This is a genomic window from Martinezella dioscoreae (assembly GCF_009176305.1).
In the GTDB taxonomy this organism is placed as follows: domain Bacteria; phylum Pseudomonadota; class Alphaproteobacteria; order Rhizobiales; family Rhizobiaceae; genus Rhizobium; species Rhizobium dioscoreae.
The window spans coordinates 505,705-531,694 of sequence record NZ_BLAJ01000001.1 but is presented as its reverse complement, the minus strand read 5'-3'; the positions used below and the strand labels follow the sequence as shown (position 1 = coordinate 531,694).

The window sequence follows — 25,990 nt, the reverse complement described above, 5'->3', positions numbered from 1 at the left end:
GAAAAATTGCAGCCCCGCAATATACGTATTTCGGTTTCAAACCGAGAAGATCTTGTCATTTAACGTGTATTGAAAAAGGCAGGCTGGGGGTTTACCTAACTCCCAGCATTTATTTGAGACGAAAGATCAGGAAAATCATTGAGATGGAAGGGAGGTTTGCAACAGAATACCTTAAGCAACTTCACAGAATATTTTTCATTTCCAGAGAAATAGATCGCCTTGAGCGAGAATTCATCAAGCAGGGCATAGCACATTTCCATGTTTCCGGCGCCGGCCACGAGTCCACGGCGCTTCTCAACGAATTCCTTCAGGACGACGACTGGCTGCATCTGCATTATCGCGACAAAGCCCTGATGCTGGCGCGTGGCATGCCCATTCGTGAGTTCTTTTCCAGTCTGCTTGCGACAGCCAATTCCCATTCCGCCGGCCGGCAGATGAGCGCGCATCTATCCTCCCGCGCTCTCAACATCACATCGATCGTCGGCCCCGTCGGCAACAATGCCCTGCACGCTGTCGGCGTCGCGGCATCCTTGAAGCATAAGCCCGGCATGCCGATCGCCATCTGTTGCGTCGGCGATGGCACCACGCAGCAGGGCGAATTCCTCGAAGCGGTCGCCGAAGCCGTGCGCAGCCAATATCCGGTCGTCTTCGTCATCGAGGACAACAGCTTCTCCATCTCGACGCGCACAAGCAAACAGACCTTCTTCGATCTGCCCGCCGGCCCGGCCTCCTCTTTCTACGGCATCGATATCATCCGCACGGATGGCGACGATCTCACCGCATCGCGCGACGCTTTCCGCAAGGCCGTCCGTCATAGCCGCAACAACCGCACGCCAAGCATCGTGCTTTTGAATGTCGAGCGCCTTTCCGACCACACCAATGCCGACGATCAGAAGACCTATCGCACCCTGCTCGAAATCGAGGCGGGCTCCTCGCGCGACCCGCTGCCAAATCTGCGGGCGATGCTGCAGAAGGCCGGCATCGATGCCGATGCTCTGCGAGAGATCGAACGGGAATTGATTGCGGAAGTGCAGGCGGAAGCCGCCCTTGCCCGCAAGGAAGACGCCCCGAAGGTCGAGCCGGAAGCCAAAGCTCCTTACCCTGCTTCCTTCGGCAAGAAGGCAGAATATCGCGGCAACGAGACCGCCTCGACGCTGACGATGCGCGAGGCGCTTAATGTCGTTCTCGACAAGCAGCTGGCCGCCAACCCCGAAGTTGTCCTATTCGGGCAGGATATTGAAGATCCGAAAGGCGATGTCTTCGGCGTCACCCGCGGCCTCAGCACGAAATATCCCGACCGCGTTCGCAACGCCGCCCTCACCGAATCGACAATCGTCGGCACCGCCGTTGGCCGCGCGCTGGCCGGCCAGCGCCCCGTCGCCTTCCTGCAGTTCGCCGATTTCCTGCCGCTGGCCTATAATCAGATCGTCTCGGAAATGGGCAGCATGTTCTGGCGCAGCAATGGCGCCTGGGAAGCACCCGTCATCCTGATGGTGAGCTGCGGCGGCTATAAGCCCGGCCTTGGCCCGTTCCACGCCCAGAGCTTCGAGGGGATGCTGGCGCACACACCGGGCATCGACGTCGTCATGCCCTCCAGCGCCGGCGATGCGGCCGGTCTGCTGAATGCTGCCTTCGAGTCGCGGCGCCCCACGGTTTTCCTTTATCCGAAGGCCGTGCTCAATAATTCCGACGGCCGCACCTCCGAGGATATCGACAAGCATTTCGTCCATCCCGGCCTGTCGCGCCATGTCGCCCGTGGCCGCGACATCACGCTCGTCAGCTACGGCAACACGGTTTCGCTCTGCGCCAATGCTGCAAGCGCCTTCGAGGCACAGGGCTTCTCCGTCGAGGTGATCGATCTGCGCTCGATCTCACCCTGGGACGAGAAGGAAGTGCTGGCGAGCGCACGGCGCACCCGCCGCCTGATCGTCGTCCATGAAGATAACCGCACCGTCGGTATGGGCGCGGAAATCATCGCGACCGTCACCGAAAAGACCGATGTGCCGGTCGTCGTGCGCAGGCTGGCCCGCTCGGACGCTCACATTCCCTTTAACTTCCGCAATCAGCTCGAGACACTGCCCTCCTATCGCAAGCTGGTCGATCTGATGGCCGAAGTCCTCGAATGCGAGGTGACCTGGCACGAAGAGGATGACAGCGGCCCGACGGCGGCGATCAAGGCAATCGGCTCCGGCCCTGCCGACGAGAACGTCCTCGTGACCGATATGCTCGTCAAGCCCGGCGACAAGATCGAGGTCGGCCAGCTCGTCGCCGTTGTCGAGGCGACGAAAGCCTCCGTCGAAATCTGCGCCAATATCGGCGGTGTCGTGCAGGAGGTCTTCGCCAAGATCGGCGACCAGATAGCTACCGACAGCCCCCTTCTGACCGTCGACGCCAACCGTGATCTCAGCGAACAGAATTTTGCGCTGGCGTCCGAGATTCAGAACAAGTTCGTGCTGCGCCGGCTGAAGTCTCATGTCATCCCGACGCTGCGCCGCCATACCGGCAGCTTCTCGGAAGTCGTCATCAACGGCATTGGCATCGCGACCGGCGCCCGCCGCGTCACCAACGAAGAGATCATCCATAATTGGCCGAACCGCCGCGCCGACGAGATCCTGGCGCTGACGGGCATCAAGAGCCGCTTCTGGGTCGGCCCTGAAGAGGGCACGCTGAGCCTTGCCGCCAAGGCGACGCGCGATCTTCTCAAGCAGAACCAGATGTCGATCCACGATGTCGATCTGGTGATCGCCGCCACCGGAACGCCTGACATCGCCACGCCGTCGCTCGCAAGCCGCGTCGCGGTTGCCGTCGCCGAAGATGGCGTGCGGCCATCGCTGGCCGCCTATGACATGGGTGCCGCCTGCTCCGGCTATCTCTACGCCCTGCAGCAGGCCTATGATTTCATCGCCCAGCAGAACGATGCCAAGGTGCTCATCATTACCTCGGAAGTTCTGTCGCCGCTGCTCGACATGAACGATTTCTCCACCGCAATCCTGTTCGGCGATGCAGCCACGGCCAGCCTGGTGACCAGCCGCGACATGGCGCGCAACCCGCTCTTCACCGCAAGCCGTCCGATCGTCAGCGGCCGGCCGGAACCGGGCGATCTACTCTATGTTCCGCTGCCGGATGATGGAGTCATTGCCATGAACGGCCGCTCGGTCTTCACCGAGGCCGTGCATTCGATGACCCGCTCGATCGAAAACGCCTGCGTCGACGCCGGCATCGAGCTTGCCAATCTCGATCTGCTCGTACCGCACCAGGCCAACCAGCGCATCATCGACACGATTGCCAAGCGCAGCGGCCGCCCGGCTCTCAGCGTCATCGAGACCTATGGCAACACCAGCTCGTCGAGCATTCCGCTCGCCATGCTGCATGTCGCCAATGAGCGTTCCGAACCGCTCAACCTCGGTCTCGTGGCCTTCGGCGGCGGCATGACGGCAGGTGCCGCAATCGTGCGAACCGTGAAATAATCACGGTTCCGCCCCCAACGTTCCACTGATAATTCCAATGCATCGCGGCCGATTGGCCGCGCTTTGCATATGGTTTTTTTACATCCAATCACTACATATACGCGAGCTTGCAGGGTATGCGATCGCCCATAGGCGGAGAGAAGCATCAAATTTTTGCAACCTATGCGACCCATTATTCATTACAATTCATTCATGTTTGACGTCATGCTCCCTTGAAAAGCACCGTAGCGGTGCTTTACTTGAAGGCCATGGCAAAGATACATGTACCAACGCACCGCTCTCGTCTGCGATATGATCTCGCTCCCGATGACGAAGCGCGGCAGGCTCTGGACGAGACCTTTGCCGCATACGGGCAGATGATGAAACTCTTGGGCGAAATCGCTCCGGACAGAGCCGGAGCAAATCTCGTCACGCTTCATGATCTTGCCTATGAGACCATCCGCGAACGCACTGCTTTACCCGCGCGCCTCGTGACGCTGGGCTTGCGTGATTTTGCGGCCAATCGAGGCGGGCTTGCCGATTGGAACCGGCTGCCGCTCGACGAAAAGCTCTTTGCCATCAAGGGTCCGTCAGACCTGACAATCTCGACGGTGCGCGGTCGTGTTGCCGTGCCCTTCGACGTGGCCGGCTATTTCAAAGGCTGGGAGAGCAATATCCCCGCCTATCTGATCGCCGATGGCGGCCACTACGCGATTCACATCGGGGTAACACCAAACTCTCCCCGAACGGAGGATAACATGACGATGCATGAAGGCATTCTTTCCCGCATGGGGCGACTGATTGCAGGCCTCGCCAATGCCGCAGTCGACGCCGTAGAAGGCGCCAGCAAGGTTGCCGTCATCGAGCAGGCGCTGCGCGAGATCGACGCCGCCGCCGATGAAGCACGTGCCGATCTCGGCAAGGCGCGCGCCGAGGAATACCGCATCCAGAGCCGCCGCAGCGAGATCGTCGCCGATCTCGACGCGCTCGACGCCAAGATCCGGCTTGCGATCTCTGCCGACCGCGAAGATCTCGCCAAGGCCGGCGTCTCGCGCCAGATCGACCTCGAAGCCCAGACTGCGGCCCTCGACAAGGCGCTTGCGGATGCGAACGCACGGATCGACGAGGGTCAGAAGGCGCTTCAGGCTGTTCTTGCCGCGCGTCGCGAGGCGGAAGCGCGGCTTGTCGATTTCAAGCGTAGCATCGCCCGCCATGCTCCCGAAGAAGCAACGGGCGGAAATCCACGGCCGACACCGGCCGCCGGTGCCGCGCGCGCGGCAGCCGCCGTTTCCCGCTTGACCGGCGTACCCTCGGGTGAGCCCGCAACCAGCGCCGAGCTCGATGAGCTCGATCGCCTGCACCGGGAGCAGGCTATCGAAGCACGCCTTGCCCGCTTCAAGGCCAACGGCCAGTAACCGATGCATCTGTTTCTCGCACCCGAATGTGCGCCCTTTGCCATCGCGGCAATGATCCTGATCGGACTGACGGCAATCGAAATCCTTTCGATGCTGCTCGGCTTTTCTCTGAGCGAACTCATCGGCAAGCCGCATTTCGAAGGTCATGACGGAGTGCTCGCCGGCCTGCTGTCCTGGATCAATATCGGCGGTGTGCCGCTGTTGATCCTCATCATGCTGGCCCTCGGCATCTTCGCCGTGACGGGCTTTGCCATCCAGACCGTGGCCGACGTGATCCGGGCGCCGCTGCCGGCGATCGTTGCCGCCGTGCCGGCCCTCGCCGTCACGATCCCTCTCGTCCGCGGCTCGACGCGAATGATCGCCAGGATCGTGCCGCGCGACGAGACCTATGCCGTCGAGGCCGACGACTTTGTCGGCCGTACCGGCACGGTTTCCATCGGTCCTCTGGATCAGGGTCTGCCCGGCCGCGTCAGCGTCAAAGATGCGCACGGCAACTGGCATCAGTTGCGCGCCAGCGCCGCCAAGGATGAAAGCCCCTTGCCGATCGGCGCCCAAGTTCTGCTTGTCGACCGCAAGGCCGACATCTTCATCGCAGTTTCCGCCCCCTCGGACCTTGTGAGGTCCGATGACAAATCCTCTACGGAGCAACCTTCATGAACGGCCTTTACGACCTTATTCTTCCCGCAGGCATAGGTCTCGTCCTGATCCTCGGGATCGGCTTCGTCCTTGCCTCGCTCTATGTGCGCTCGAGCCGCGATGAGGCCTACGTTCGCACCGGCCTCGGCGGCCAGAAAGTCGTGCTCGACGGCGGTTCCGTCGTGCTGCCGATTTTCCACTCGATCGCCCGCGTCAACCTCAAGACGCTGCGCCTGGAAGTCCAGCGCGGCGAGAACGACGCGCTGATCACCAAGGACCGCATGCGCGTCGATATCGGCGCCGAGTTCTATGTTCGCGTCAAGCCGGACAGCTCCTCGATCGCTCTCGCCGCCCAGACGCTCGGCAACCGCACCAACGACAGCGAACAGTTGCGTCAGCTGATCGAAGCTAAGTTCGTGGACAGCCTGCGCTCAGTGGCGGCCACGATGAGCCTCGATGCCCTGCAGGAACAACGCATGGATTTCGTCAAGGCGGTGCAGGATGCAGTCGGTTCCGACCTGCAGTCGAACGGTCTCGAACTGGAATCCGTGTCACTGACGCGCCTCGACCAGACCGATATCAAACACTTCAACGCCAACAACTTCTTCGACGCCCATGGTCTGGCTGCTCTGACCCGCGTCACCGAGGCGCGCAAGAAGGAGCGCAACGAAGTCGTTCGCGATACCGAAGTCGCGATCGCCCAGAAGGACCTGGAAGCCCGCCAGCAGTCGCTCGCCATTGAGCGGACGAAGCGCGAGGCCGAACTGAACCAACAGCGCGACATCGCCAACAAGTCCGCCGCCACCCGCGCCGAGACCGCACAGCAGGAACAGGCGGCCAAGCGTGCGGAAGAGGAAGCCCGCATCGCCGCCGAACAGGCGATCGCCGAACGCGAGGCAGCTGCGAAACAGGCTCGCGAATCCGCCAACATCGACTCGACCCGTGCCGTGCAGCAGCGCGATACCGAAGCCCGCCGCGATATCCAGATCGTCGCACAGGAAAGCGCCATCGCGGTCGCCAACAAGAGCCGCGAGGAGTCGGAGGCCAAGGCAAAGGCAGAAGCCGCTCGCGCACTTGCCATAGCAGCCGAGGAAAAGGTCGGCACCGCCAAGGCGGTCGAGATCGCCGAACGTGAGAAGCAGATCGCCGTGATCGACGCACAGAAGCGCGCACAGACCCAGGCAACCGCGGTCACCATTGCGGCAGAAGCCGAAAAGCAGGCCGCGACCGACCAGGCCGAAGCCATCAAGACACTGGCAACGGCAGAAGCCGACGCTGCGATCATCAAGGCCAAGGGTATTCTCGAAACCGGTAAAGCAACGGCTGAAAGCGAAGCGCTGCTGAACGAAGCGCGCAACAAGCTCAGCCCCGCCATCATCGAATTCGAGATTACCCGCGAGCGCATCCGCATCGTGCCCGCCGCCCTTGCCGAAGCGGTCAAGCCGATCGAGAAAATCTCGGATATCCGTATCTTCGACACCGGCGGCATGCTCGGCCGCAACGGCAACGGGACCAATAGCGGCAGCGGCGTCGGCCTCGGCGAAGGGCTTGCCGGCCAGCTTCTCTCCTACCAGGCCAACAAGCCGATCCTCGACCGCCTGCTGAAGGAAGCCGGCTTCGACGGCGACAATGCCATCTCGGCACTGCTTGGCAATCTGGATGGCAAGACCAATGCCACGCAGCCTGTGGAAGAGGAATACTATGATGACACGGAAGAGACGGATAAGCCTGCCTGAGCGTTAGGCTGATCGTTCAAAACATAACCCCGGAATCTGCAAGGATTCCGGGGTTTTGTTGAATTTACTGGCTGATTGGGTCAGGGCTTCGGGCGATTTCTGAACGCCTCGGCTTCGGCGTAGAACTTCTTTTCCCATTCCTTGTGGTTGTCGAGACCTTCCTTGATGAAGGGCGTGAAGATCGCCAGGTTCATCAAGGCCCAGTTGACGAAACGAGCCGGGAATTTCAGCGGCTTGACGAAGTCGACGAAGAGCACGACGCGCGTCTTGTCGGAATGGTTCCACGCTTCGTGCTCATAGGCGTCGTCGAAGATCAGCGCCTTGCCTTCCTGCCAATGGCAAACCTGCTTGTCGACGCGGATGGCGAGCTTCTCGTTCGGCTCCGGCACAATAAGGCCGAGATGCAGGCGCAGCACGCCGTTATAGGGGCCGCGATGAGCCGGAAGATGCTTGCCCGGTTCGAAGATCGAGAACATGGCCGTCGTCAGGCCGGGGATCTTCTGTACGGCCGCCCAGGTGTTCGGGCACGCCTTGATGTTCTGCTCCGACTTCACACCGAAACCGAGGAGGAAGAAGGTCTTCCAGCGCGTATCGGTCGAAATGGTCTTCACGTCGGTCGAGATGTCCTGGAAGGTCGGCAGCTCGCTCTGGCGCAGCAGCACCTTTTCCAGCTCGGCTCGGATGGCCGGAAAATCCTTTTCTATCTCTGCGGCCCAGGGGAAAGTCTTGGTGTCATAGACCGGCGGATTGCCGAGCTTGGCGTATTTCAGATTGAGGCCTTCCGCCCAGGCGACGATGCCCATGAAAAAGCGCGTCATGGCGCTGGGGCGATCCATCGGTGCGATGCCAGCCGTGCCGAAAGTCTGTTCCGGAGCAGGAGATTGGTTGGAAGTGGGAGCAGGTGCGCTCAAGGGACTCTCCGTCATGTCTATCTATTAAGGGCCGTCCAGGGAGGAAGTCTTTGCTGGGGGGAAGCTGCATGCAATTCCCGAAGTGGCAACGGGCTAAAAACTTGGGATATTCGCCCGGCACTTCCTGATTGACGCCCGACTCCTCTGTTATACGGTGATCGTAATAGGCGATTATATGAGTTGATTAGTCGAATTTCGCAAGAGAGTCCGTTCGCAACGAGCGGTGGATGTCGTGGACAGAAACTCCAGCGATTCTCGAGAGGCATTCACCTCAGAATCGGCAAAAATGCGGCGAAATTTGCCGACCCTTCATCACTATACCGTTTGAGCCTGAATTATTAGCCGGACAATTGCAAGACCTGCTATCAGGGCTGCAATCGAGAGAAAAACGGACAAGGCGACATAGGCAATAGCCGGCATCCATTGGCCGCGCTCCCAGAGCACGACGCTTTCCAGCGCAAAGGTCGAAAACGTCGTAAACCCACCCAGAAGGCCTGTTGTCAGAAACAACCGCATCTCCTGCGACATACCGCCGCGAAAGGCGAAATACTCCGTCAGCAGCCCCATGATGAAGGCCCCGAGAATATTGATGATGAGGGTACCAAACGGGAACTCGACACCGACCGCGCGTGCGGCGAGTTCATTCACGCCAAGACGGAATGCACCGCCGAGTCCGGCCCCCATAAAAACAATAAGATAGATCACGGCAATCTCCCGCTGTGTTTATTGGTCATCATCCGCAACATTCCCGATCGAAGGACCCAAATTAGCGGCATTGCGATATCGGCTATCGAAAATGCCGGCGCCAAGATCCGCCCGCCAACACGGCCATAGGCCAATCGAGACGGTGACTACGAAAGCTGAATGGAATAACGGCAAGAAAAAAGACATAACTCTACTCCTTCGCCTTTCGGGCGTGTTGAGTAGGAGTCATCAGCTTCCCTGGGAAAATCAGAGCAGCGGTTCGGCCACCAAGGCCCGGCAGAAATCCATTACCGTTGGATTTTCAATATAGAAACAGGCCCATCGCTGTCAACGGGCAGCAGCCGTCACACCGCCCGGGCAATCATCTCGATCGGTGCAAGCAGGCCGCCCTCGACCGACACGTTGACGTTGCTCATGCGCTCACCAGCCCGTGGCCCCATCAACGTCCGGAAACCCTGGTCTCGCGGCTCGCCCGCGGCCGCCTTGGCGCGCGCCTCATGCGCGAGCCGGATCGCGAGAGCGCTGCGATCCTGTTCCAGCTCCACCGCGAAACCGGCTTCCTCCAGCAGCTGACGATAGACATCCGGGCTACGGACGAAGCTGGTTTCCAGCTCCATCGCCCAGGGCATGGGAAAAGGGAGCGTGCCGTCGCGCATCTGCATGATTTCATAGAGGCCGAAACGGCCGTCCGATTTGAGAATGCGCCGGACCTCCGCAAACAGTCTCGCCTTGTCCTCTATGTTCATGCCGACGTGAATGAGCGTGACGCGATCGAAGCTGCCGCTCTCGAAGGGCAATGCCAAAGCACTTCCCTGCCGGAAGGAGACCTGCTCCGCCAGGCCGCAGCGAAGCGTCAGCGAGTTGGCGACCTGAACGAATTCCTGGGTGAGATCGATGCCCGATACGATGCATCCGTAGGAGTCGGCAAAATGGCGGGCCGGCCCGCCGAGGCCGGAACCGATATCGGCAAGACGCAGGCCGGCAGAAAGATCGAGATCCCTCGCGAAATCCACCGTTGCGGCATGTCGCCCCAAATGGAATTCATCGACGTCAGCCAAGTCGCGGATGCGCAAGTTATCGATATCCTTGCCGCCCGCAGCAAGCGTTTGCAGGATCGCCGTTTCCAGCGATCCATGCGTATAGTGGCTGGCAACTTTTTCCTCGGTAGACATGCGTGCACTCCCAAGGCGTTGCCCGAAGGCTGACTATGATATCAGACCTTCAGTTCGCGCCGTTCAACTTCAGTCACCATGGCAAGATCCAGCACGCGCTGCAAGTTGGCTGCATGGCGGAAGCTTGGGTCCTGGCTGCTGCCGTTCATGACAGCTTCGGCGAAACGCTGATAGTTGGTCGGAACCGGCGGTACTTCAAGCACCCTCCACGTCGCTGTTTCCGTGTCATCGCCAAGGCAACCCCGCAGTTCCGAACCGTTCGGACTATGGGACACCTCCAGGCCACCGCGCTCGCCATAGATGCGGAGCTTCAGCTCGTTCAGATGTCCTGTCGCCCACCGGCTCGCATGCACGACGCCGAGCGCGCCGTTGGCGAAGTCGACCGACATCGAGAAGCTGTCATTGGCATCGAGCGTATATTCGCCGATGCGCTCGCCCGGCGCTTTTGCGAAAGTCTTGAGACGGGCAAAGACATGATCGATATCGGTCGCGGCGCCATAGGCGGCGAAGTCGAGGATGTGAATGCCGATATCGCCGAGAACGCCGTTCGAGCCATGACCGGTCGACAGGCGCCAAAGCCACTTGGACTCGCTGCGCCAGTCGCCCCAGGCCTTGGACACGAGCCAACTCTGGAGGTAGGACGCCTCCACATGCTTGACCGTGCCGATCTCGCCCGAAATCACCATCTCGCGCGCCTTCTGCAGCTGCGCGACATTGCGGTAGGTCAGATTGACCATGTTGACGACCCCTGCCCTTTCGGCAGCTTCCGTCATCTCCAGAGCCTTTTCATAATTCTCCGCGAGAGGCTTCTCGCAGAGAACATGCTTGCCGGCGGCGAGCAGCGGAAGCGTCGTCGGATTATGAGCCTTGTCCGGCGTGACGTTGGTCACCGAATCAAACTCACCCCAGGCCAGCGCCTCGTCCAAAGACAAAAAGCGCTTCTTGATATCGAACGTATCGCAGAAGGCGGTGAGCCTCGTCGCATCCGTATCGACGGCGCCGACGATTTCGACGCCAGGAATGCGGGCGAAATGCTCCACATGGTTCTTCGCCATGCCGCCCGTGCCAACTACTATGAGACGCATCTGATACCTCAGCGATAACCGGCTTCGCCGGCCTGGTGCAGTTTCGGGCCGCGTTCGACGATCGGCTCCAGTGCCTTTTCGACCGGCACATTTGGCGCATCATGGATGCTGGCCTGGGTGCCGAGCGGGTTATGAGCCCATTTCACGGAATTGATCAGAACCTTCTGAACCGTACCGTTGTGATAGGTCGGATAGGTCTCGTGACCGGGACGGAAATAGAAGATGTTGCCGGCGCCGCGGCGCCAGGTCATGCCCGAGCGGAAGACTTCGCCGCCCTGGAACCAGGAGATGAACACGGTTTCCAGGGGCTCCGGAACGGAGAACTGTTCGCCGTACATTTCCTCATTCTCCAGCTCGAAATGCTCACCGAGGCCAGCTGCGATCGGGTGGCGGGGATTGATGACCCAGAGGCGCTCACGCTCACCGGCTTCGCGCCACTTCAGCGCGCAGGGCGTACCCATCAGGCGCTTGAAGACCTTGGAGAAATGGCCCGAATGCAGTACGATGAGGCCCATGCCTTCCCACACCCGCTTTGCCACGCGCTCGACGATTTCGTCCTTGACGGCGCCGTGGTCCTTGTGCCCCCACCACAGAAGGACGTCGGTGTCTTTCAGGCGGGCTTCGCTGAGACCATGCTCCGGCTCCTGCAACGTTGCAGTGGTAGCCTCGATGCCTGCATCGGCATTCAGCGCCTTGGCGATGGTGTTATGCATGCCTTCCGGATAGATCTCGGCGACGACCTTGTTTGTTTGCTCATGAATGTTCTCGCCCCAAACGACGGCACGAATAGTCATTACGGCACTCCTCTAATACCATTAGGATTGAATAGGTTATGCGATCCAAAGCGCTTTGGAAAAGCGCCGTATTTCAAGCCTCCATCAGCCTATCCAGCGCAAGACATAATGCGTTCAAAGCGATTTGACAAAGCCAAAAACAACCATGAACAACACCTCTGTTTTCAGTGCGACACGGATTTTGAAAAGAGGTTCACGACGAGCACGCCGACGATGATCAATGCGAGACCGATGATCGCGGCGAGATCGAGTTTCTGCCGGAAAAGCACCACGCCCACCATCGAAATCAGCACGATGCCAAGCGCGCTCCAGATGGCGTAGGCGATGCCCACCGGGATGACCCGCAACGTTACCGAAAGGCAATAGAACGCTGCCGCGTAGCAGACCACGAGAACGACCGTCGGGCCGAGACGCGTAAACTGCTGCGACATCTGCAATGCCGTCGTGCCGATCACTTCAAGCACGATCGCGACCAGCAGCATTGCATAGACCGATGCGTTCGCCATTCCATTATCTCCGATAGGGCTAGAGCTGCGTGAGCTCGATCAGCCGGTCGATCAGCCTTTGACGGGCACTCTCGTCCATGTCGTGACTGCCGAGCAGGTCGGCAAGCCAGATCCCATCGGCCGCCAATCTGACGATTGCCGCATCCACCGAGGAGTCCGTGCCGACATATTCCTCGCTGCGCTCGCGCACCCACTGATGCCATCGCTGCCGCAATTGCGGTTCGGTGAGCAACACCATCGTCACCTGTGCCCAGTCCTTCGTACCCTGCGGCTGATCGCGCAGCGCCAGACAGGCATGCAGATAAGCGCGGGTAAAGCGGCCATGCGGCAACGGATCGGCACGCATCGCTTCCTCGATCGCCGCATCCAGCCGCTCAAGCAGGCTGTCGAACAGTGCTTCCAGAAGCATGTTCTTGCTGGGGAAGTGATGCAGCAAGCCGCCCTTGCTGACACCGGAGGCGCCGGAAACGGCATCCAGCGTCACCGCCGTCATCCCCTTTTCGGAAGCAAGCCGCGCCGCCACCTCCAGCAACTGCTGGCGGACGAACAAGGGCTGCTTCTTTCTATGGTGGGCGGTGGACATGGCGACATAACATACCAGTTGGACGGTTTCGTCAACGCTCTAATCGGTAGTGTCTAGGCCTAATTGCTTGTGGATGATCTTGTGTTGTTTCCTCCTCAGTTTACGGAATGATGTGCCGCATCCTTCTCGTCGAAGATGCTGACCTTGGTTGCCTCCACGGCGAAGGCGATCGGCGAGCCGGTCGTAATCGTCGTCATGCCGGGATCGGTACCGATGATCTTCGATCCATCCTTGAGCCGGACATGAACGAGCGAACGGTCGCCCAGGCGCTCCACAGTCTCGACCTGGCCGCCGATATCACCCTTCTCCGCCGTCGTCACGACCAGATGCTCCGGGCGGATGCCAAGCGTCAGTCCGGAATTAGCAAGGCCGTTAAGCGCGACAGCCGTTTTGATGACAGAGCCATCCGGCAAGGTCGCCGTTGCCAGCCCGCCCGCTTCATCCAGGCCGGCTATGTTGATAAAGTTCATGCCGGGCGAGCCGACGAACTGGGCGACATAGCGCGTCGCCGGGCGCGTGTAGATCTCGACGGGGGTTGCCACCTGCTCGATCTTCTTGTTGTTGAGCAACACGATACGGTCGGCGAGTGTCATCGCTTCCACCTGGTCGTGCGTCACGAACACCATCGTCGCGCCCAACCGCTCATGCAGCTGCGCCAGTTCCACGCGCGTACGTGTGCGTAGGCCGGCATCGAGGTTGGAAAGCGGCTCGTCGAAAAGGAAGACGTCAGGCTCGCGCACGATGGCGCGGCCGATCGCGACGCGCTGGCGCTGACCGCCGGAGAGTGCCGAGGGTTTGCGATCCAATAGATGCGGCATTTCCAGGATCTTCGCAGCCTCTTCAATGCGCCTTGCAATCTCGTGCTTGGGCGTTTTGATATTTTTTAAGCCGAAGGACATGTTCTCGCGAACCGTCATGTGCGGATAGAGCGCGTAGGACTGAAAGACCATCGATACGCCGCGCTCGCCGGGCGGCAGTTGGTCGACCCGCTTTCCGCCGATCCAGATTTCGCCGCTGGTGATCGTCTCCAGACCAGCGATCATGCGCAGCAAGGTCGACTTGCCGCAGCCCGAACCGCCGAGGAAGACAACGAACTCGCCGCGCTCGATCGTCAGATCGATGTCGTTCAGAACCTGCACGGCACCGAAATGCTTGGTGAGGGATTTGATATTGATACCTGCCACTTTACGCCTCCTGCGGAAAAATCGAATTCATCGAACTTGCCATTCATCGCGCCGCCCGGCCGCTGTCGCCGAACGGGGCTTCCGCATTGGTTATTTGACGGCACCTACCGCGACACCGCGCGTCAGGGTCCGCTGGAAAATCAGGAAGAAGATGATCGTAGGAGTTATGCCGAGCAGTGAAGCCGCGGCAATTGCCGTCGGGTCCTGTGTATTGGCGCCCGACAGCACGCCCATGGCGACGGAGACCGTCTGGTTGTTATTGGAAACGAGGAATACCAGCGGGATCAGAAACTCGTTCCAGGTCCAGATGAAGAAGAAGGTCGCAAGCACCGCAAGCGTCGGCCTGAGCACCGGCACGATCACCATCCAGAGGATCTGCCAGCGGCTGGCATTGTCGATCTGCGCCGCCTCGATGATCTCTCGCGGGAAGGTCGCCAGCACCGAAGACAGAAGATAGGTCCCGAATGCGGTGTGCAGCACACCGATGATCAGGATAACCGAGAGCATCGAGTCGAACAGTCCGACCTGCTTTGACATATAGTAGAGCGGATAGACCAATGCCTCCTGCGGCGCCATGATTGAAATCAGCAGCAGGACGAGAACCCCTTGCCCGCCTCGTACGCGCCCTATGCCGATGGCATAGGCATTCAGCAGACTGAGGACGACGGCCAGAATGGCGGTGCATCCGCTGATGAGAACGCTGTTGAAGAGCTTCCGGGGGAAATCGACGGTCGCCCAGAAGTTCTTGAGCGCCGTCAGATCGAAGCTGTGCGGAAGTGCAAGCGGACCATTGGCGGCATAGTCGGAGGGCGTCTTGATGGCGTTGACTGCCGCAAGAAAGAACGGAAAGAGGGTGCCCGCCAGGAAAACCAGCAGGATACCCAGAACGACCCAGCGGCCGAAGCCCCTTCTTACGCGATGTTCCGCCGAAGCGACATGCGTGGAAATCGAGGATGCCGTTGCCATCTCAATGCCCTCCTTCGGCCTGCTTCGACTGCATACGCAGGAAAACGATGCCGAGTATGATGGTCATGACCGTCTGCAACGTCGCGATGGCTGCCGCGTATCCGACGCGGTTCGTCGTAAAGAAATGGTAATATGACAGATAGGATGGAACCGTCGTCGCATTGTCCGGTCCGCCTGACGTCAGAACATAGATCGGTGCGAAGACCTTTAGCGCCGCAATCAGCGTCGTCAGCGCGACGACGAAAATTTCTGGCATCAGCATCGGGATGGTGATGGCGCGGAAACGCGCGAACCAGCTCGCATTGTCGAGCTCGGCGGCCTCGTAGAGCGAAGGATCGACGCGTGCCAATCCGGACATGAACACGACAAGGCAATAGCCGACCTGGACCCAGACGATGACGGCCGAAACCGCCCAGAGCGCATAGCTTGCATCCCCCAGCCAGTTCTTCGCCATGAAATCGAGGCCCATCGCCTTCAGCACGGCATTGATGATGCCGATGGGGTTGAGAATCCAGGCCCACAACACGCCGGCAGCGGTGAGCGGCAGGATCTGCGGCAGATAGAAGCCTGCCCGAAAGAAGCTCGACCATGTCTCGCCGAATTGCGCGCTGATATAATCGAACAGCACTGCCGCCAGCAGCAGCCCCAAAAGGATGGGCACGATCGTCATCGAGATGATGAACAGAAGCGTATGCTGGATGGAGCCCCAGAAAGCGGTATCCTGAAGCAGCCTGGCATAGTTTTCCAGACCGACATAACGCGGCGGGATGACGCCGCCCTTCCACGTGGTGAAGCTGATCGCGAAATTGGCAATCAGCGGAACAAGCACGATAAGAACAAACCCCAGCACGCCGGGAATCATATAGAGATAGTACCCCGCCCTGCCGGCGCTCTTCGACTTATCCATCGAAATCCTCCAGTCCGATACGGCAAGGCGGCAGGAAAGCCGTCTTGCCGTTGTGATTGTCGCCGATGGTGTTACTGCGCTGCCTGCACGTCGTCATAGGCCTTCTTCAGGCGCGCCACGAACTGATCAGGCGTGGTCGAACCGTTGACCAGGCCGGTCGTGGCCTGGATGAGCAGTTCGTAATAGCCGGGCACCGGCCAGTCCGGGTAGAGGCCGAGGCCGCCCTTGCTGGAGATCTGGTTGAAGAGCTCGACGTTGCGCTTGCCGACCTCATCGGTAACCGAGGCCGGATCGGCAGCGATGGCAACGCCACCGAGATTGGCCTGCATGTTCTGGTTTTCCTTGCTCAGGACGAGATCGATGAACTCGTAGGAAAGGTCTTTGTTCTTGGCGCTCTTCGGCACCATGAACAGGTTACCAGTCGAACCCACGCTGTACTTCGGAGTCGGGAAGATGAACTGGCTCCACTTGAAGGTCTTGATCGAGCTCGCGAAATTGCCGTTGTTCCAGGTGCCGCTGACAAACATTGGAGCTGTGCCGGACGAGAAGAGATTGTCGGCGCCGCCGGTACCCTTGAGGCCGGTCGAATCCTTCGAAATGTAACCCTTGCTCACCCAGTCGGCGATCTTCTGAGCGGCAAACAGGAAGGGTTTGGTATCGAGCGGTGCCTTGAGCCCCTGATAGTTCTTGACCCAGGTGTCGTCAGCCTGCGTCAGAGCAAGCGTATAGACGAGGTGCTGTGCGTTGGAATCCACCGTACCATAGGCAAGCGGCGTAATGCCCTTCTTCTTGAAAGTGTCCAGCGCAACTTCGAACTCGTCCAGCGTGGTCGGCACTTTCACGCCGTTGGCCTGGAACATGTCGATATTGTAGAAAACCGAAACGAATTCGCCATAGACGGGGATGCCGATAATCGGACCGGAACCGTAGATGCCGTTGCCGTCGTATTTGCTGAGCTGGCTATTGGTTTCATTGAGGATCTTGTCCCAGCCGCGCGATTTGAATTGATCGTCGAGCGGCGTCAGCAGCCCCTGCGAGGCAACGAGACCTGCAGTGGCATTACCCTTGTTGTATTCAAGCACATCCGGCGCCTGATCCGAATTGAGGATGAGGCTGCCAGCCTTTTGCAATTGCTCGAATGTCTTCTGTTCGAAATTGATCGTGACGTCGGGATGCTTGGCTTTCAGCTCTTCGAGCGCCTTGGTCCAGGCCTTGGCCTGCGAAGTGTCCGGCAGTTCGAACCACCAGACATTAAATGTCTTGCTCTGGGCTTGCGCTACACCGGCAGCCAACAGAAGCGACATGCCGGCTGTGATCGCCAGCTTCGAAAAAATATTCATATATTCTCCTCCACCATGCGAACCGTGACGGTATCTGTCCGATGACATGGCCCGCGCTGCCATCGGCGTTTTCCTCTTATCTGCACCAAGCGCCCGCCTGTCACTTGGGACAAGGAGCGGACGCTCGGCAGTTCCTCCGTTTGGGTACCCGTCCTGCCCGAAACATCAGACGCTCCGGGCACTTCATTAACGCACAACTCGCCTCCTAAATCGATGCAGATTCGCAAATGCGCGCTTTACTCGACGAAATCCCCACCCCGGCTTCTCTTGAGATAGTTCAGGCCGTGAACCTGGCCAGTCATTTCGAGCGCATCGCGATAAACCGGGTCATGCCAGCCCTCGATATCGATGGAACCGGACCAGCCGGCCAAGCGCAGCTCGGAGATAATGTCGGTCCAGTTGCTGTCACCAAAGCCCGGCGTGCGCATGAACACGAACTTCTCCTTGCCGAAGATGCCGTGTTCCTTGATGACATCCCAACGGATCGTCGCGTCCTTGCCATGGACGTGGAAAATCTTTTTCGCCCATTTGCGGATCTGCGGCAGCGGCTCGATCAGATAGACCATCTGATGGCAAGGCTCCCATTCCAGGCCGAGATTATCGTCCGGAGTCTCGTTGAACATCAGTTCCCAAGCATCCGGATTATGCGCGATGTTCCAATCGCCGGTCGCCCAGTTGCCGTCCATGGCGCAGTTTTCGAAGGCGATCTTGATGCCCTTGTCGGCGGCACGCTTGGCAAGCTCGCTCCAGATCTGCTTATAGCGCGGCAGGCTGTCGGTGAGCGGCTGGTTGCGGATGCGGCCGGTGAAGCCGGCAACGCAGGTTGCGCCGAAATGATGGGCATTGTCGATGCAATCCTTCCAGCCTTGCAGCGTCTGCAGGTCCATCTCGCGCTCTTCGAGCGGATTGCCGAACATGCCGAGAGTCGAGATCGTGATGTCGCGGTCGCCGATGGCCTCGCGGCAGCGCTTGCCGAGATCCGCAAGGTTCTGGCCGTTGGTCGTCTGCCAGAAGAAGGGCTCGAAGCTCTCGAAGCCGAGATCAGCGATCTTGGCGATATTCTCTGCGGCATCCTCGTTCGTCGCCCTGATCATCGTGCCGATGCGGATGGCCTTTGCCGGATTTGTCATGATGTCATTGTCCTTGTGCTGAAATGTCGACGCGGCGGCCAGTCTTGGCGCTCTCTATCGCGCCTAAGACCATGGCGAGGCTGCGAATGTTGTCAGAGCTCGCCGTTTCCGGCGGCTTGCCCGTTTTGATCGCTTCGATGAAGGAGGCGATAACGCTGGCATGGCCATGCGTCTCCTCCTCATGCTTCGGTCCGGGAACCTCGATCGGCGTGAAGCCATGCAGCAGACCCGGCTCGTTGCCGGCAACAGCGGCTTCGAAACTCTCTTCGCCGTCCCAGGTCAGCATGCCCTTGCTGCCGGTGAGCCGCCATTGGCTCTCCCAGCTCGTACGCCGGCCCTCGGCACACCAGGACCCCCGATAGCTGAAGACGACATCATCGGAAAAATCGAAGAGCGCATGCGCCGAGGCGCCATGTTTGTACCAGGAGCCCACCGGATTCTTTTCGATGCAATAGACTGAGAGCGGCACCTTACCTGAGACGAAGCGGGCGGCATCGAAGGTATGGATCGCCATGTCGAGCAGCAGTACATTGTCCATTTCCTCGCGGAAACCGCCGAAATGCGGGCCGAGGAAGAAATCGCAATGGACGCCCGTCAGCTCGCCGATCGCCCCCTCCTCCACAAAGCGTCGCATGCGACGGATGCCGGAGATGAAGCGGCGGTTCTGGATGATGGCATGGATCTTGCCAGCTTCAGCGGCCAGATCGATCAGCGCTGCGCCCTCGGCGAGCGACGTCGCCATCGGCTTTTCGCTCAGCACATGGCAGCCGGCCTTCAACGCTGTCGAAACCACGCCGAAACGCGCAGCCGGAATAACGATATCAAAGACCAGATCCGCCTTGGTCGCGGCAATGACCTCCGCGAGGTCGGAGCCGATGACGGCACCGTCGAGAGAAAACTCTTTCGCAAGGCTTTCGGCGGCCGCCCGATCGAGATCGACCAGACCGACAATCTGAATGGATTCGGCAAGCGCCGGCGTCGAGGTGATAGCCCTGAGCCAGCCCTTGGACATAGCTCCGCACCCGCACAAAATGGCATTAAATTTCACGATTTCCTCCTGCGGGCCGTGCATTACCCCTCATGACACGCGCTCCGTAAACGTTTACGATACTATGCGAAAAGATTTTCCTGTGTCAATAGAGGAGGACTATGGAAAATGGCGCATGGAGGAAAACCGCGGCCGATGAAGGGAATTCGTCAGCTTGCCGAGCATCTCGATATCTCGATCGGCACAGTATCACGCGCGTTGAACGGCAAGCCTGATGTCAACGAGGAAACCCGCAAGCGCGTTCTCGCCGCCGCTGAGCAACTGGGTTATGTCGCCAATCAATCGGGACGAAGCCTGCGACAGGGCACAACAAATGTCATCGGCCTGATGATCCAGTCCAGCCGGGAAACGGTCGAGAACAGCGACAATTTCTTTCTGACCGTGACGGGCGGGCTGCAGAGCGTCTTCTCGCGACACAATCTCGATTTGATCATGCTCCCCTGCCCGCATGACGAAGACCCTTATGAATATCTGAAGCGCATGGTAGCGCGGCGTATTGCCGATGCGATGATCATTTCGGAGACGCAGCGTGTCGACAAGCGCTTCGATCTGCTCGCCAAGGCAAAGATCCCGTTTGCAGCGCTTGGCCGCAGTCTTTCCGGCGCGCAGCATGCCTGGGCCGACCTCGATTTCGACGGCGTCGCCAATGCCGCCGTCGACCGGCTCGTCGCACACGGACATCGTCGCATCGCCATCAGCGCGCCGGCAAGCGAGATCAATCTCGGCTTCATCTTCGTGGAAGGCTATCGCCGGGCGCTGGAGCGGCACGGCATCGCTTATGATCCTGCGCTGGTCCTTCGCGCCAAATCGAGCGAACAGGGTGGTTACCAGGTTGGCGACGAACTGCTGAAGCTGCATGACAGGCCGACCGCAGTGATCCTGATCTACGAATTGATGGCGATCGGCCTCTATCGTCGCCTCATGGAAGCCGGCATCGTTCCGGGCCGCGACATCGCCGTCGTCAGCTTCCGCGAGGCGCCGCGCGCCAAATTCCTGCAGCCGGCGCTAACTTGCTTTCGCACCTCGGTGCATGATCTTGGCGTCGAGCTGGCGGAAATCCTGCTTTCCAGTATGCCCGCCTATAGTCAGGAATACTCCGGGAAGGCACGCCAGACGGTGTGGCCTCTCGAACTCATTCCCGGCGAAAGCGACGCGTTCCAGCTGACAACAGTAAAATAACCAGCGCCGAAACGCCGCACCGACCGCTTCCACAGTTGCGGCAGCGTCTCTGAGTTGCCATCTAGGACATCGCAAACAGAGGCCTGGGCTTGAGCGAAGAAACGATCACACTTTACGAAGCGATCGGCGGCGGCCGAACCGTGCGGGCGCTGGCGGCGCGCTTTTACGAACTGATGGATACGCTGCCGGAGGCCGCCAATTGCCGTGCCGTGCATCCGCCGAGCCTCGAAGGCTCGCAAGAGAAATTCTACGAATATCTGACCGGCTATCTCGGCGGGCCGCAGCTCTATATCGAGAAGCGCGGGCATCCTCGCCTGCGCAGTCGCCACTTCGTTGCCGCCATCGGCCCGAAAGAGCGCGATGAATGGCTGCTATGCTTCCGCCGAGCCATGGATGAAGCCATCGAGAATGAAAAGCTGCGGGCGATCATCTGGGAGCCGATCGAGCGCCTGGCTTTTCACATGCAGAACAGGCAATGAGGAAAACATGAGCATCGGCGCCATAATCCGTCCGGCTACCCTGTTTATCGCCGGCATCCTCGGGGGCGGCGGTGTGGCGCTGGCCGCAGCAGCGACTCATGGCGGCGACACGCATTTCCTCGGCGCGGCCTCCACCATGAGCCTTGCCCACGCCCCTGCCCTCCTGGCGCTTTATGCCGGCTATGACCGCATCCGCACCGCACCGATTGCGGCTGTCTTGCTAGGATTGGGGACACTGATCTTCGCCGGTGATCTCATCAACAGGCATTTCGGCGGCAGCTCGCTGTTTCCGATGGCCGCTCCGACGGGCGGAATGGGCATGATCGCCGGCTGGGCGGCGATAGCGCTCGGCGCTTTCTTCAGAACCGGTGCGACCAAGGCCTGAAAGAAGCTATTTTACCGAGGTAGGTGACGCTGTCTCAAATCCCCGGAACGACAGCGAAGCCTTCGAATTGCGGCGGCCCCCAATAGAGGCGCTTGTTATCGGCCGCATTGCGGTGCGCCATGCGAAAATGCTCGGATTTCGTCCAGTTGATGAAAGCTTCTTCGCTGTGCCAGGTCGTGTGCGAGGAAAATAGCGTATAGCCCTCCTCCAAGCTCGATTTCCCGCGCAGGAGACGGAACTCGAGAAAACCAGGCACTTCCGATAGGCGAGAATCGCGGCCTCTCCAGACCTCTTCGAATTCGCCCTCCAAACCGATGACGACCTTGAAGCGGTTCATGGCGATGTACATGGCAACCTCGTTCGACGATCAGACCTTCTTGCGATGGGCAACAGTCTTATCTACGGCAGGCGCAAAGGCAACGACATTTGCGCCATTGCGGCTTGCTTCATCGAGCGGCTGCTCCGGCACGTCTCCCGGCTGCCGCGTCCTCCAGGCCGGAAATGTCGCGACATTGGCGGCGCGCCGTTGTTCCTCGCTGCGACGCATCAGCAATTCATAAAGTTCGGGCACCAACCCATCGCCGTTCTGTGCGGCCAGCTTATGCAGGCCGATGAGCATAAACCCGTCAGGGCCGTTATCGATCATCTTGATGCGTCTCGTTCTTTCATGGTCTGCAACGCCCGCTCGAGGCTGGATTTGCTACCGTTGCGCAAGGGAATGAAGGCCTTGCCAAACTTCTTACAGCCCGTCTTCACCCGCAGGCAGGCATCATGGCTGATGCAATCGATCGGGCAGAACACACAGTCGACCGACGGCAGCACGGTATCGATACGCGAGACCGCCTCGCGCAGGCCGCCATCATGGTGGATCAGTTCGGCACCGAAATTGCTGGCGATCTGGCGAAGATGCGCCACCTGGCAATCACGGCCGCCCACATAGAGGAAGCTGCGCCCATCGAGAGTGGATTTCCCGGAAACCTGCGCCGTTGTCTGCGTCTCACGGCTCTCACGGCCAGAATCCCTCTTCCCCTTACGCGCCATACATCACCCGTTTGCTGGTTGCTCGTCCACGCTTGATTCCACCAAGCGTGAGGCGACCTTAGTAAACATGAGTTTTGTAGTAAAGTATAAAGTTGATGATTTTTATCATATTTTAAGGCACTTGGCGGATGTTCGGGATTTGCCCCTTCCAGAACCGGTAAACGGCATCTGGTTACACCTAACCGACAGGCCCAGGACCTATCGTCCCGTCACTTGCACTTCTTGCGTGAAAGACCAACTCGGCTTGCCCCATTCCGAAGGCAACGGCGGGAACGGTGCCGCCCGGCGGATACCGCTGGTAACTGCTTCGTCCAACTCCGGGAAGCCCGAGCTCCGCGCGATTGACAGGGAGGTCAGATCACCGCTCGAACCAATCGTGAGGCGGATACGCACAGTAATGCCGGGCTCGTACTTGGATGAGAGGCGCACAGCTCGCCGGATGCGCGATTGCACCTTACCAGGATAATTGGCAACAGCTGCACTACCCGCACCGGTCCGACGAGCATTTACCTGTGAATTGGTATCGGACTGCGCTGCCTCGGTACCATCGACAGACCCGCGCTTGGAATCCTGCTCGCTCTCGCCGCGCGATCCCGACTTCACCTTCGCGACCTTTGCGGCAGGCTTCTTCACTTCCTTTGCTCGTTCAACTGGCTTCGGCTTCTCCACCGGCGTCACAACCTCCGGCGGAGGCTCTGTCGGCTGAACTTCGGCAACCTGGCTATCAACAGGCTGCACCGGTTCGACGGGCTGGATGACCGTCGTCTCGGCCGGTACCTGCGTCGCCAAAATCTGCGGCTGCTCGGGTGCGACTGCCATTGGCTGGGTCTGCTCCACGGGTTCAACGGGCTCGGCTGTTTGCACCTGTTGCGTTTCCTCTGTCTGCGGCTGGACGACGTCAGGCTGCAGCGGCTGCGTCTGTTCCGGCGCCATTTCAGTCGGCTGCACCATCTGCGGCTGCACGGCCTCGGCGGTCACTTGCTCCGGCTCCGTCTGCGGGTTTTCCTCGCCCGTAGCCATCTGATCGGCATCGGAATTGCCGATCATGATGACGCTGACGGTATCGCCCGCCTCTTCCTGCGCGTCCTCGGGCGTGGCGACGAAGGTAAAAAGCAGCACGACAACGATAACGGCATGAAACAGGCAGGATCCCACACCGGAGAAGACCAGCGACGTCTTGCGCCCGGCAACTGTTTCTCGCGCCCTCTCAGGCAGCGCGTCGATCGGCAGATGCTCCGCCATCTCAACCGGGGCAGCCTCGCTCGGATGCTCCGGATAGGAACTGATCTGCGTGAAACGGCTGTAATGCGCCACGGCTTCGGCAGCCGGCTGTCGCGGCACGCCCTCGAGGCCCGCCAATTCATGGCCGGGCAGCACGCTCGGATAGTTGTCATTCATGCCGCCATCCGCGCGGCGTGCGATGGAAACTTTCGCCGAGCGCATCGTCATGGCTTCAGCCTTCGAAAGGAACAGATGTCTGCGAGCGCGTGATTAGAGCGGCCTTGCATTCGCCGGCCGCCGGACCATCACAGACCGGCGTGTCATTGATGATGATGCGGGAGACCGTTTCGCACTTGACGCCCGGCATGTCGAATTGCCGCACTCGCTTCTTGCCGAGCGGCAGGTCGCGGAAATCAAGCACGGTAACCCGGTCGACGGCATTTTTGTCGTTGAAGAAAGCCAGTTCGAAGGAGATCTTGTTGATCGGGGTTGCCATGTCGTTTTCGGCAACAAAGGTCATCATGCATCCCTTCTGCGAGGGAGCCAGCGCATTCAACTCGACATCAAGCTTATGAGACGCCGTTGGAGCAGGCGCCGCCGCTGTCGCATCCTGGGCGAAAGCAGGAGCGGAAGATGCCGCGGCGAACACACTCGCAGCAGCGAGCGCCAAGATGGTTTTCGTCGGCATCGACATCTCTCCTGAATATGTTTGACGCGTGTCCGCTCGGCCAACGGCCCTAGCGTGTAGCATCGAAATTTTTAAACTTGACTTTAGCAGTCTCCTATTGCGTCTTTATGAAACCATGAGTATGAGAGTCAAGATAAATTTGGCCGCACGACGGTTCGGCCCCCGATGAATTTTCAGGCAAAACTAAACAGGATGATTGCTGAGAAGACCCCTACGCCGCCGGTGCAGTGCACGGCCGCACCGCAGGTAAGAATTGTCGAGAGCACGGATATTTTCCGGGGCCAGACCGAAATCATGATCAAGCACGAGGGCGTCATCTACCGCATGAAGATTACGCGCCAAGGCAAGCTGATACTCAACAAATAGGCATGACAGATGAATAAGACGACTCGCCCGACCCCTGCCGAAATTCGCGCTTTCCGCGCCGAGAACCCGAAGATGCGCGAGCGCGACATCGCTGCCCGCCTCGAGATTTCCGAAGCGGCGCTCGTGGCCGCCGAGGTCGGCATTTCGGCCATCCGCATCGATGCCAGCGTCGATCGCTTCCTGGAGCGGATCGCCTCGCTCGGCGAAATCATGGCGCTGTCGCGCAACGAAAGCGCCGTGCATGAGAAAATCGGCGTCTATGAGAACATGAAATTCGGCGCGCAGGCGGCGATCGTGCTTGGCGAGAATATCGACCTGCGCATCTTTCCGAAGCGCTGGGTTCATGGCTTTGCCGTCACTAAGACCGATGGCGATCAGAAGAGGCTCAGCCTGCAGTTCTTCGACAAGGCCGGCGATGCCGTCCACAAGGTGCATCTGCGCCCAGAATCGAATGTCGAGGCCTATCACGCCATGGTCGCCGAGCTGCGCATCGAAGACCAGTCACAGGAATTTATCGAAGACCGTTCCGGCTATGACAATGGCGCAACCGATGGCGACGTCAGCCGCGACGAGCTGCGCGACCATTGGAGCCGCATGACCGATACGCACGAATTCTTCGGCATGCTGAAGAAGCTGAAAATCGGCCGCCAGGATGCGATCCGCACCGTCGGCGACGATTATGCGTGGAAGCTGGATGCGGGTGCCGTCGCGGAAATGATGCATGCCTGCGTGCGCGAGGGCCTCCCGATCATGTGCTTCGTCGCCAATGAAGGAACGGTGCAGATCCACTCCGGCCCGATCTACAACGTGCAGGCCATGGGTCCTTGGATCAATGTCATGGACCCGACCTTCCATCTGCACCTGCGGCTGGATCACATCGCCGAGGCATGGGTCGTGCGCAAGCCGACCAAGGACGGCCATGTCACCTCGCTCGAAGCCTACAACGCCCAAGGCGAGATGATTATCCAGTTCTTCGGCAAGCGAAAAGAAGGCTTCGATGAGCGCCCCGATTGGCGCGCCATCATCGAAAGCCTGACAAGGGCCGGTACCAACGTTGCCGCATGAGG

27 protein-coding genes and 1 riboswitch are annotated in these 25,990 nt (G+C 59.6%); of the genes, 9 read left to right on the top strand and 18 right to left on the bottom strand.

The genetic code is table 11. The annotated features are described in order from the left end of the window. Positions 1-143: 143 nt before the first annotated feature. The 4 genes from GDN47_RS02560 to GDN47_RS02545 all read left to right on the top strand — a co-directional run bounded on the left by GDN47_RS02560 (position 144) and on the right by GDN47_RS02545 (position 7,233). Positions 144-3,467, top strand: a complete 3,324-nt coding sequence (locus tag GDN47_RS02560) for a thiamine pyrophosphate-dependent enzyme (protein ID WP_152092595.1) — start codon at positions 144-146, stop codon at positions 3,465-3,467. A gap of 248 nt (positions 3,468-3,715) precedes the next feature. Then, entirely contained in the window at positions 3,716-4,861 is a 1,146-nt protein-coding gene (locus GDN47_RS02555; protein ID WP_152092594.1) for a PspA/IM30 family protein, read from the top strand. A gap of 3 nt (positions 4,862-4,864) precedes the next feature. Continuing rightward, positions 4,865-5,518 (top strand): OB-fold-containig protein, encoded by a 654-nt coding sequence (locus GDN47_RS02550; protein ID WP_113330198.1) that lies wholly within the window; start codon positions 4,865-4,867, stop codon positions 5,516-5,518. Continuing rightward, positions 5,515-7,233 (top strand): flotillin family protein, encoded by a 1,719-nt coding sequence (locus tag GDN47_RS02545; RefSeq protein ID WP_113389030.1) that lies wholly within the window; start codon positions 5,515-5,517, stop codon positions 7,231-7,233. The genes GDN47_RS02550 and GDN47_RS02545 overlap by 4 nt, the downstream gene beginning before the upstream one ends. Positions 7,234-7,313: 80 nt before the next feature. On the opposite strand, the gene olsC is transcribed toward GDN47_RS02545, so the two are convergent. The 13 genes from olsC to GDN47_RS02480 all read right to left on the bottom strand — a co-directional run bounded on the left by olsC (position 7,314) and on the right by GDN47_RS02480 (position 19,564). Further along, positions 7,314-8,159, bottom strand: a complete 846-nt coding sequence (gene olsC, locus GDN47_RS02540; protein ID WP_113330200.1) for an ornithine lipid ester-linked acyl 2-hydroxylase OlsC — start codon at positions 8,157-8,159, stop codon at positions 7,314-7,316. A gap of 300 nt (positions 8,160-8,459) precedes the next feature. Further along, positions 8,460-8,849: a fluoride efflux transporter CrcB gene (gene crcB / locus GDN47_RS02535; RefSeq protein ID WP_113389031.1), complete on the bottom strand. Its 390-nt coding sequence runs from the start codon at positions 8,847-8,849 to the stop codon at positions 8,460-8,462. Positions 8,850-9,061: 212 nt separating this feature from the next. Next, a riboswitch (Fluoride riboswitch) is annotated at positions 9,062-9,150 on the bottom strand. Positions 9,151-9,193: 43 nt separating this feature from the next. Then, positions 9,194-10,021, bottom strand: coding sequence for a class I SAM-dependent methyltransferase (locus tag GDN47_RS02530; RefSeq protein WP_113389032.1), 828 nt, complete (start codon positions 10,019-10,021; stop codon positions 9,194-9,196). Positions 10,022-10,062: 41 nt separating this feature from the next. Beyond that, positions 10,063-11,106, bottom strand: coding sequence for a Gfo/Idh/MocA family protein (locus GDN47_RS02525; protein ID WP_113330203.1), 1,044 nt, complete (start codon positions 11,104-11,106; stop codon positions 10,063-10,065). Positions 11,107-11,114: 8 nt separating this feature from the next. After that, positions 11,115-11,900 (bottom strand): ThuA domain-containing protein, encoded by a 786-nt coding sequence (locus GDN47_RS02520; RefSeq protein WP_113330204.1) that lies wholly within the window; start codon positions 11,898-11,900, stop codon positions 11,115-11,117. Between the two features lie 164 nt (positions 11,901-12,064). Beyond that, positions 12,065-12,406: a DMT family transporter gene (locus GDN47_RS02515; protein ID WP_113330205.1), complete on the bottom strand. Its 342-nt coding sequence runs from the start codon at positions 12,404-12,406 to the stop codon at positions 12,065-12,067. Between the two features lie 19 nt (positions 12,407-12,425). After that, positions 12,426-12,989 carry a TetR/AcrR family transcriptional regulator gene (locus tag GDN47_RS02510; protein ID WP_113330206.1) on the bottom strand — a complete coding sequence of 188 codons (564 nt, stop codon included), beginning with the start codon at positions 12,987-12,989 and terminating at the stop codon, positions 12,426-12,428. A gap of 95 nt (positions 12,990-13,084) precedes the next feature. Beyond that, a complete protein-coding gene (locus GDN47_RS02505; RefSeq protein WP_113330207.1) occupies positions 13,085-14,173 on the bottom strand; it encodes an ABC transporter ATP-binding protein in 1,089 nt (362 codons plus the stop codon). A 90-nt stretch (positions 14,174-14,263) separates the two neighbouring features. After that, a complete protein-coding gene (locus tag GDN47_RS02500) occupies positions 14,264-15,139 on the bottom strand; it encodes a carbohydrate ABC transporter permease (RefSeq protein WP_113330208.1) in 876 nt (291 codons plus the stop codon). Between the two features lies 1 nt (position 15,140). Then, a complete protein-coding gene (locus tag GDN47_RS02495; protein WP_113330209.1) occupies positions 15,141-16,046 on the bottom strand; it encodes a carbohydrate ABC transporter permease in 906 nt (301 codons plus the stop codon). Between the two features lie 71 nt (positions 16,047-16,117). Then, positions 16,118-17,386 carry an ABC transporter substrate-binding protein gene (locus GDN47_RS02490; RefSeq protein WP_152092593.1) on the bottom strand — a complete coding sequence of 423 codons (1,269 nt, stop codon included), beginning with the start codon at positions 17,384-17,386 and terminating at the stop codon, positions 16,118-16,120. A gap of 236 nt (positions 17,387-17,622) precedes the next feature. Beyond that, entirely contained in the window at positions 17,623-18,516 is an 894-nt protein-coding gene (locus GDN47_RS02485; protein WP_145316328.1) for a sugar phosphate isomerase/epimerase family protein, read from the bottom strand. A gap of 4 nt (positions 18,517-18,520) precedes the next feature. Further along, entirely contained in the window at positions 18,521-19,564 is a 1,044-nt protein-coding gene (locus GDN47_RS02480; protein ID WP_152092592.1) for a Gfo/Idh/MocA family protein, read from the bottom strand. 135 nt (positions 19,565-19,699) lie between these two features. Here GDN47_RS02480 and GDN47_RS02475 point away from each other — a divergent pair, with 135 nt between their 5' ends. The 3 genes from GDN47_RS02475 (at position 19,700) to GDN47_RS02465 (ending at position 21,607) form a co-directional block, all read left to right on the top strand. Then, the gene (locus tag GDN47_RS02475; RefSeq protein ID WP_145632186.1) at positions 19,700-20,743 is read left to right on the top strand and encodes a substrate-binding domain-containing protein; all 1,044 of its coding nucleotides are present in this window, start codon (positions 19,700-19,702) and stop codon (positions 20,741-20,743) included. An 89-nt stretch (positions 20,744-20,832) separates the two neighbouring features. Continuing rightward, positions 20,833-21,222 (top strand): group II truncated hemoglobin, encoded by a 390-nt coding sequence (locus GDN47_RS02470; RefSeq protein ID WP_145632184.1) that lies wholly within the window; start codon positions 20,833-20,835, stop codon positions 21,220-21,222. 7 nt (positions 21,223-21,229) lie between these two features. Beyond that, the gene (locus GDN47_RS02465; protein ID WP_113351720.1) at positions 21,230-21,607 is read left to right on the top strand and encodes a DUF423 domain-containing protein; all 378 of its coding nucleotides are present in this window, start codon (positions 21,230-21,232) and stop codon (positions 21,605-21,607) included. 34 nt (positions 21,608-21,641) lie between these two features. Here the strand turns inward: GDN47_RS02465 and hmuQ are convergent, their stop codons facing one another. From hmuQ to GDN47_RS02440, 5 genes are all read right to left on the bottom strand, one after another. Then, positions 21,642-21,956 carry a heme-degrading protein HmuQ gene (gene hmuQ, locus GDN47_RS02460; RefSeq protein WP_113395443.1) on the bottom strand — a complete coding sequence of 105 codons (315 nt, stop codon included), beginning with the start codon at positions 21,954-21,956 and terminating at the stop codon, positions 21,642-21,644. 18 nt (positions 21,957-21,974) lie between these two features. Beyond that, positions 21,975-22,253, bottom strand: a complete 279-nt coding sequence (locus GDN47_RS02455; RefSeq protein WP_113420458.1) for a hypothetical protein — start codon at positions 22,251-22,253, stop codon at positions 21,975-21,977. After that, the gene (locus GDN47_RS02450; protein ID WP_113330217.1) at positions 22,250-22,648 is read right to left on the bottom strand and encodes a DUF2325 domain-containing protein; all 399 of its coding nucleotides are present in this window, start codon (positions 22,646-22,648) and stop codon (positions 22,250-22,252) included. The genes GDN47_RS02455 and GDN47_RS02450 overlap by 4 nt, the downstream gene beginning before the upstream one ends. 198 nt (positions 22,649-22,846) lie before the next feature. Further along, positions 22,847-24,097, bottom strand: coding sequence for a cell envelope integrity protein TolA (tolA, locus tag GDN47_RS02445; protein WP_113420457.1), 1,251 nt, complete (start codon positions 24,095-24,097; stop codon positions 22,847-22,849). A 4-nt stretch (positions 24,098-24,101) separates the two neighbouring features. Beyond that, on the bottom strand, positions 24,102-24,557 hold the full coding sequence (locus GDN47_RS02440) for a hypothetical protein (RefSeq protein WP_113420525.1): 456 nt from the start codon (positions 24,555-24,557) through the stop codon (positions 24,102-24,104). A 192-nt stretch (positions 24,558-24,749) separates the two neighbouring features. Between GDN47_RS02440 and hemP the strand changes: the two genes are divergently transcribed. Both hemP and GDN47_RS02430 read left to right on the top strand, forming a co-directional pair. Next, complete coding sequence (hemP, locus tag GDN47_RS02435) at positions 24,750-24,923, top strand: hemin uptake protein HemP (RefSeq protein WP_047629363.1); 174 nt, start codon at positions 24,750-24,752, stop codon at positions 24,921-24,923. Between the two features lie 9 nt (positions 24,924-24,932). Beyond that, entirely contained in the window at positions 24,933-25,988 is a 1,056-nt protein-coding gene (locus GDN47_RS02430; protein WP_152092591.1) for a hemin-degrading factor, read from the top strand. The last annotated feature ends 2 nt before the right edge of the window (positions 25,989-25,990 follow it).

Bases quoted from the DNA above. Each gene is read 5' to 3' on its own strand.
- GDN47_RS02525 (WP_113330203.1), bottom strand. From the start codon at position 11,106: ATGCGTCTCATAGTAGTTGGCACGGGCGGCATGGCGAAGAACCATGTG.
- GDN47_RS02560 (WP_152092595.1), top strand. From the start codon at position 144: ATGGAAGGGAGGTTTGCAACAGAATACCTTAAGCAACTTCACAGAATA.
- GDN47_RS02430 (WP_152092591.1), top strand. From the start codon at position 24,933: ATGAATAAGACGACTCGCCCGACCCCTGCCGAAATTCGCGCTTTCCGC.
- GDN47_RS02485 (WP_145316328.1), bottom strand. From the start codon at position 18,516: ATGACAAATCCGGCAAAGGCCATCCGCATCGGCACGATGATCAGGGCG.
- GDN47_RS02490 (WP_152092593.1), bottom strand. From the start codon at position 17,386: ATGAATATTTTTTCGAAGCTGGCGATCACAGCCGGCATGTCGCTTCTG.
- hemP (WP_047629363.1), top strand. From the start codon at position 24,750: ATGATTGCTGAGAAGACCCCTACGCCGCCGGTGCAGTGCACGGCCGCA.
- GDN47_RS02555 (WP_152092594.1), top strand. From the start codon at position 3,716: ATGGCAAAGATACATGTACCAACGCACCGCTCTCGTCTGCGATATGAT.
- GDN47_RS02475 (WP_145632186.1), top strand. From the start codon at position 19,700: ATGAAGGGAATTCGTCAGCTTGCCGAGCATCTCGATATCTCGATCGGC.
- GDN47_RS02455 (WP_113420458.1), bottom strand. From the start codon at position 22,253: ATGATCGATAACGGCCCTGACGGGTTTATGCTCATCGGCCTGCATAAG.
- GDN47_RS02545 (WP_113389030.1), top strand. From the start codon at position 5,515: ATGAACGGCCTTTACGACCTTATTCTTCCCGCAGGCATAGGTCTCGTC.
- GDN47_RS02520 (WP_113330204.1), bottom strand. From the start codon at position 11,900: ATGACTATTCGTGCCGTCGTTTGGGGCGAGAACATTCATGAGCAAACA.
- GDN47_RS02530 (WP_113389032.1), bottom strand. From the start codon at position 10,021: ATGTCTACCGAGGAAAAAGTTGCCAGCCACTATACGCATGGATCGCTG.
- GDN47_RS02495 (WP_113330209.1), bottom strand. From the start codon at position 16,046: ATGGATAAGTCGAAGAGCGCCGGCAGGGCGGGGTACTATCTCTATATG.
- GDN47_RS02465 (WP_113351720.1), top strand. From the start codon at position 21,230: ATGAGCATCGGCGCCATAATCCGTCCGGCTACCCTGTTTATCGCCGGC.
- GDN47_RS02500 (WP_113330208.1), bottom strand. From the start codon at position 15,139: ATGGCAACGGCATCCTCGATTTCCACGCATGTCGCTTCGGCGGAACAT.
- GDN47_RS02510 (WP_113330206.1), bottom strand. From the start codon at position 12,989: ATGTCCACCGCCCACCATAGAAAGAAGCAGCCCTTGTTCGTCCGCCAG.
- hmuQ (WP_113395443.1), bottom strand. From the start codon at position 21,956: ATGTACATCGCCATGAACCGCTTCAAGGTCGTCATCGGTTTGGAGGGC.
- GDN47_RS02515 (WP_113330205.1), bottom strand. From the start codon at position 12,406: ATGGCGAACGCATCGGTCTATGCAATGCTGCTGGTCGCGATCGTGCTT.
- GDN47_RS02440 (WP_113420525.1), bottom strand. From the start codon at position 24,557: ATGCCGACGAAAACCATCTTGGCGCTCGCTGCTGCGAGTGTGTTCGCC.
- GDN47_RS02550 (WP_113330198.1), top strand. From the start codon at position 4,865: ATGCATCTGTTTCTCGCACCCGAATGTGCGCCCTTTGCCATCGCGGCA.
- GDN47_RS02450 (WP_113330217.1), bottom strand. From the start codon at position 22,648: ATGGCGCGTAAGGGGAAGAGGGATTCTGGCCGTGAGAGCCGTGAGACG.
- olsC (WP_113330200.1), bottom strand. From the start codon at position 8,159: ATGACGGAGAGTCCCTTGAGCGCACCTGCTCCCACTTCCAACCAATCT.
- tolA (WP_113420457.1), bottom strand. From the start codon at position 24,097: ATGACGATGCGCTCGGCGAAAGTTTCCATCGCACGCCGCGCGGATGGC.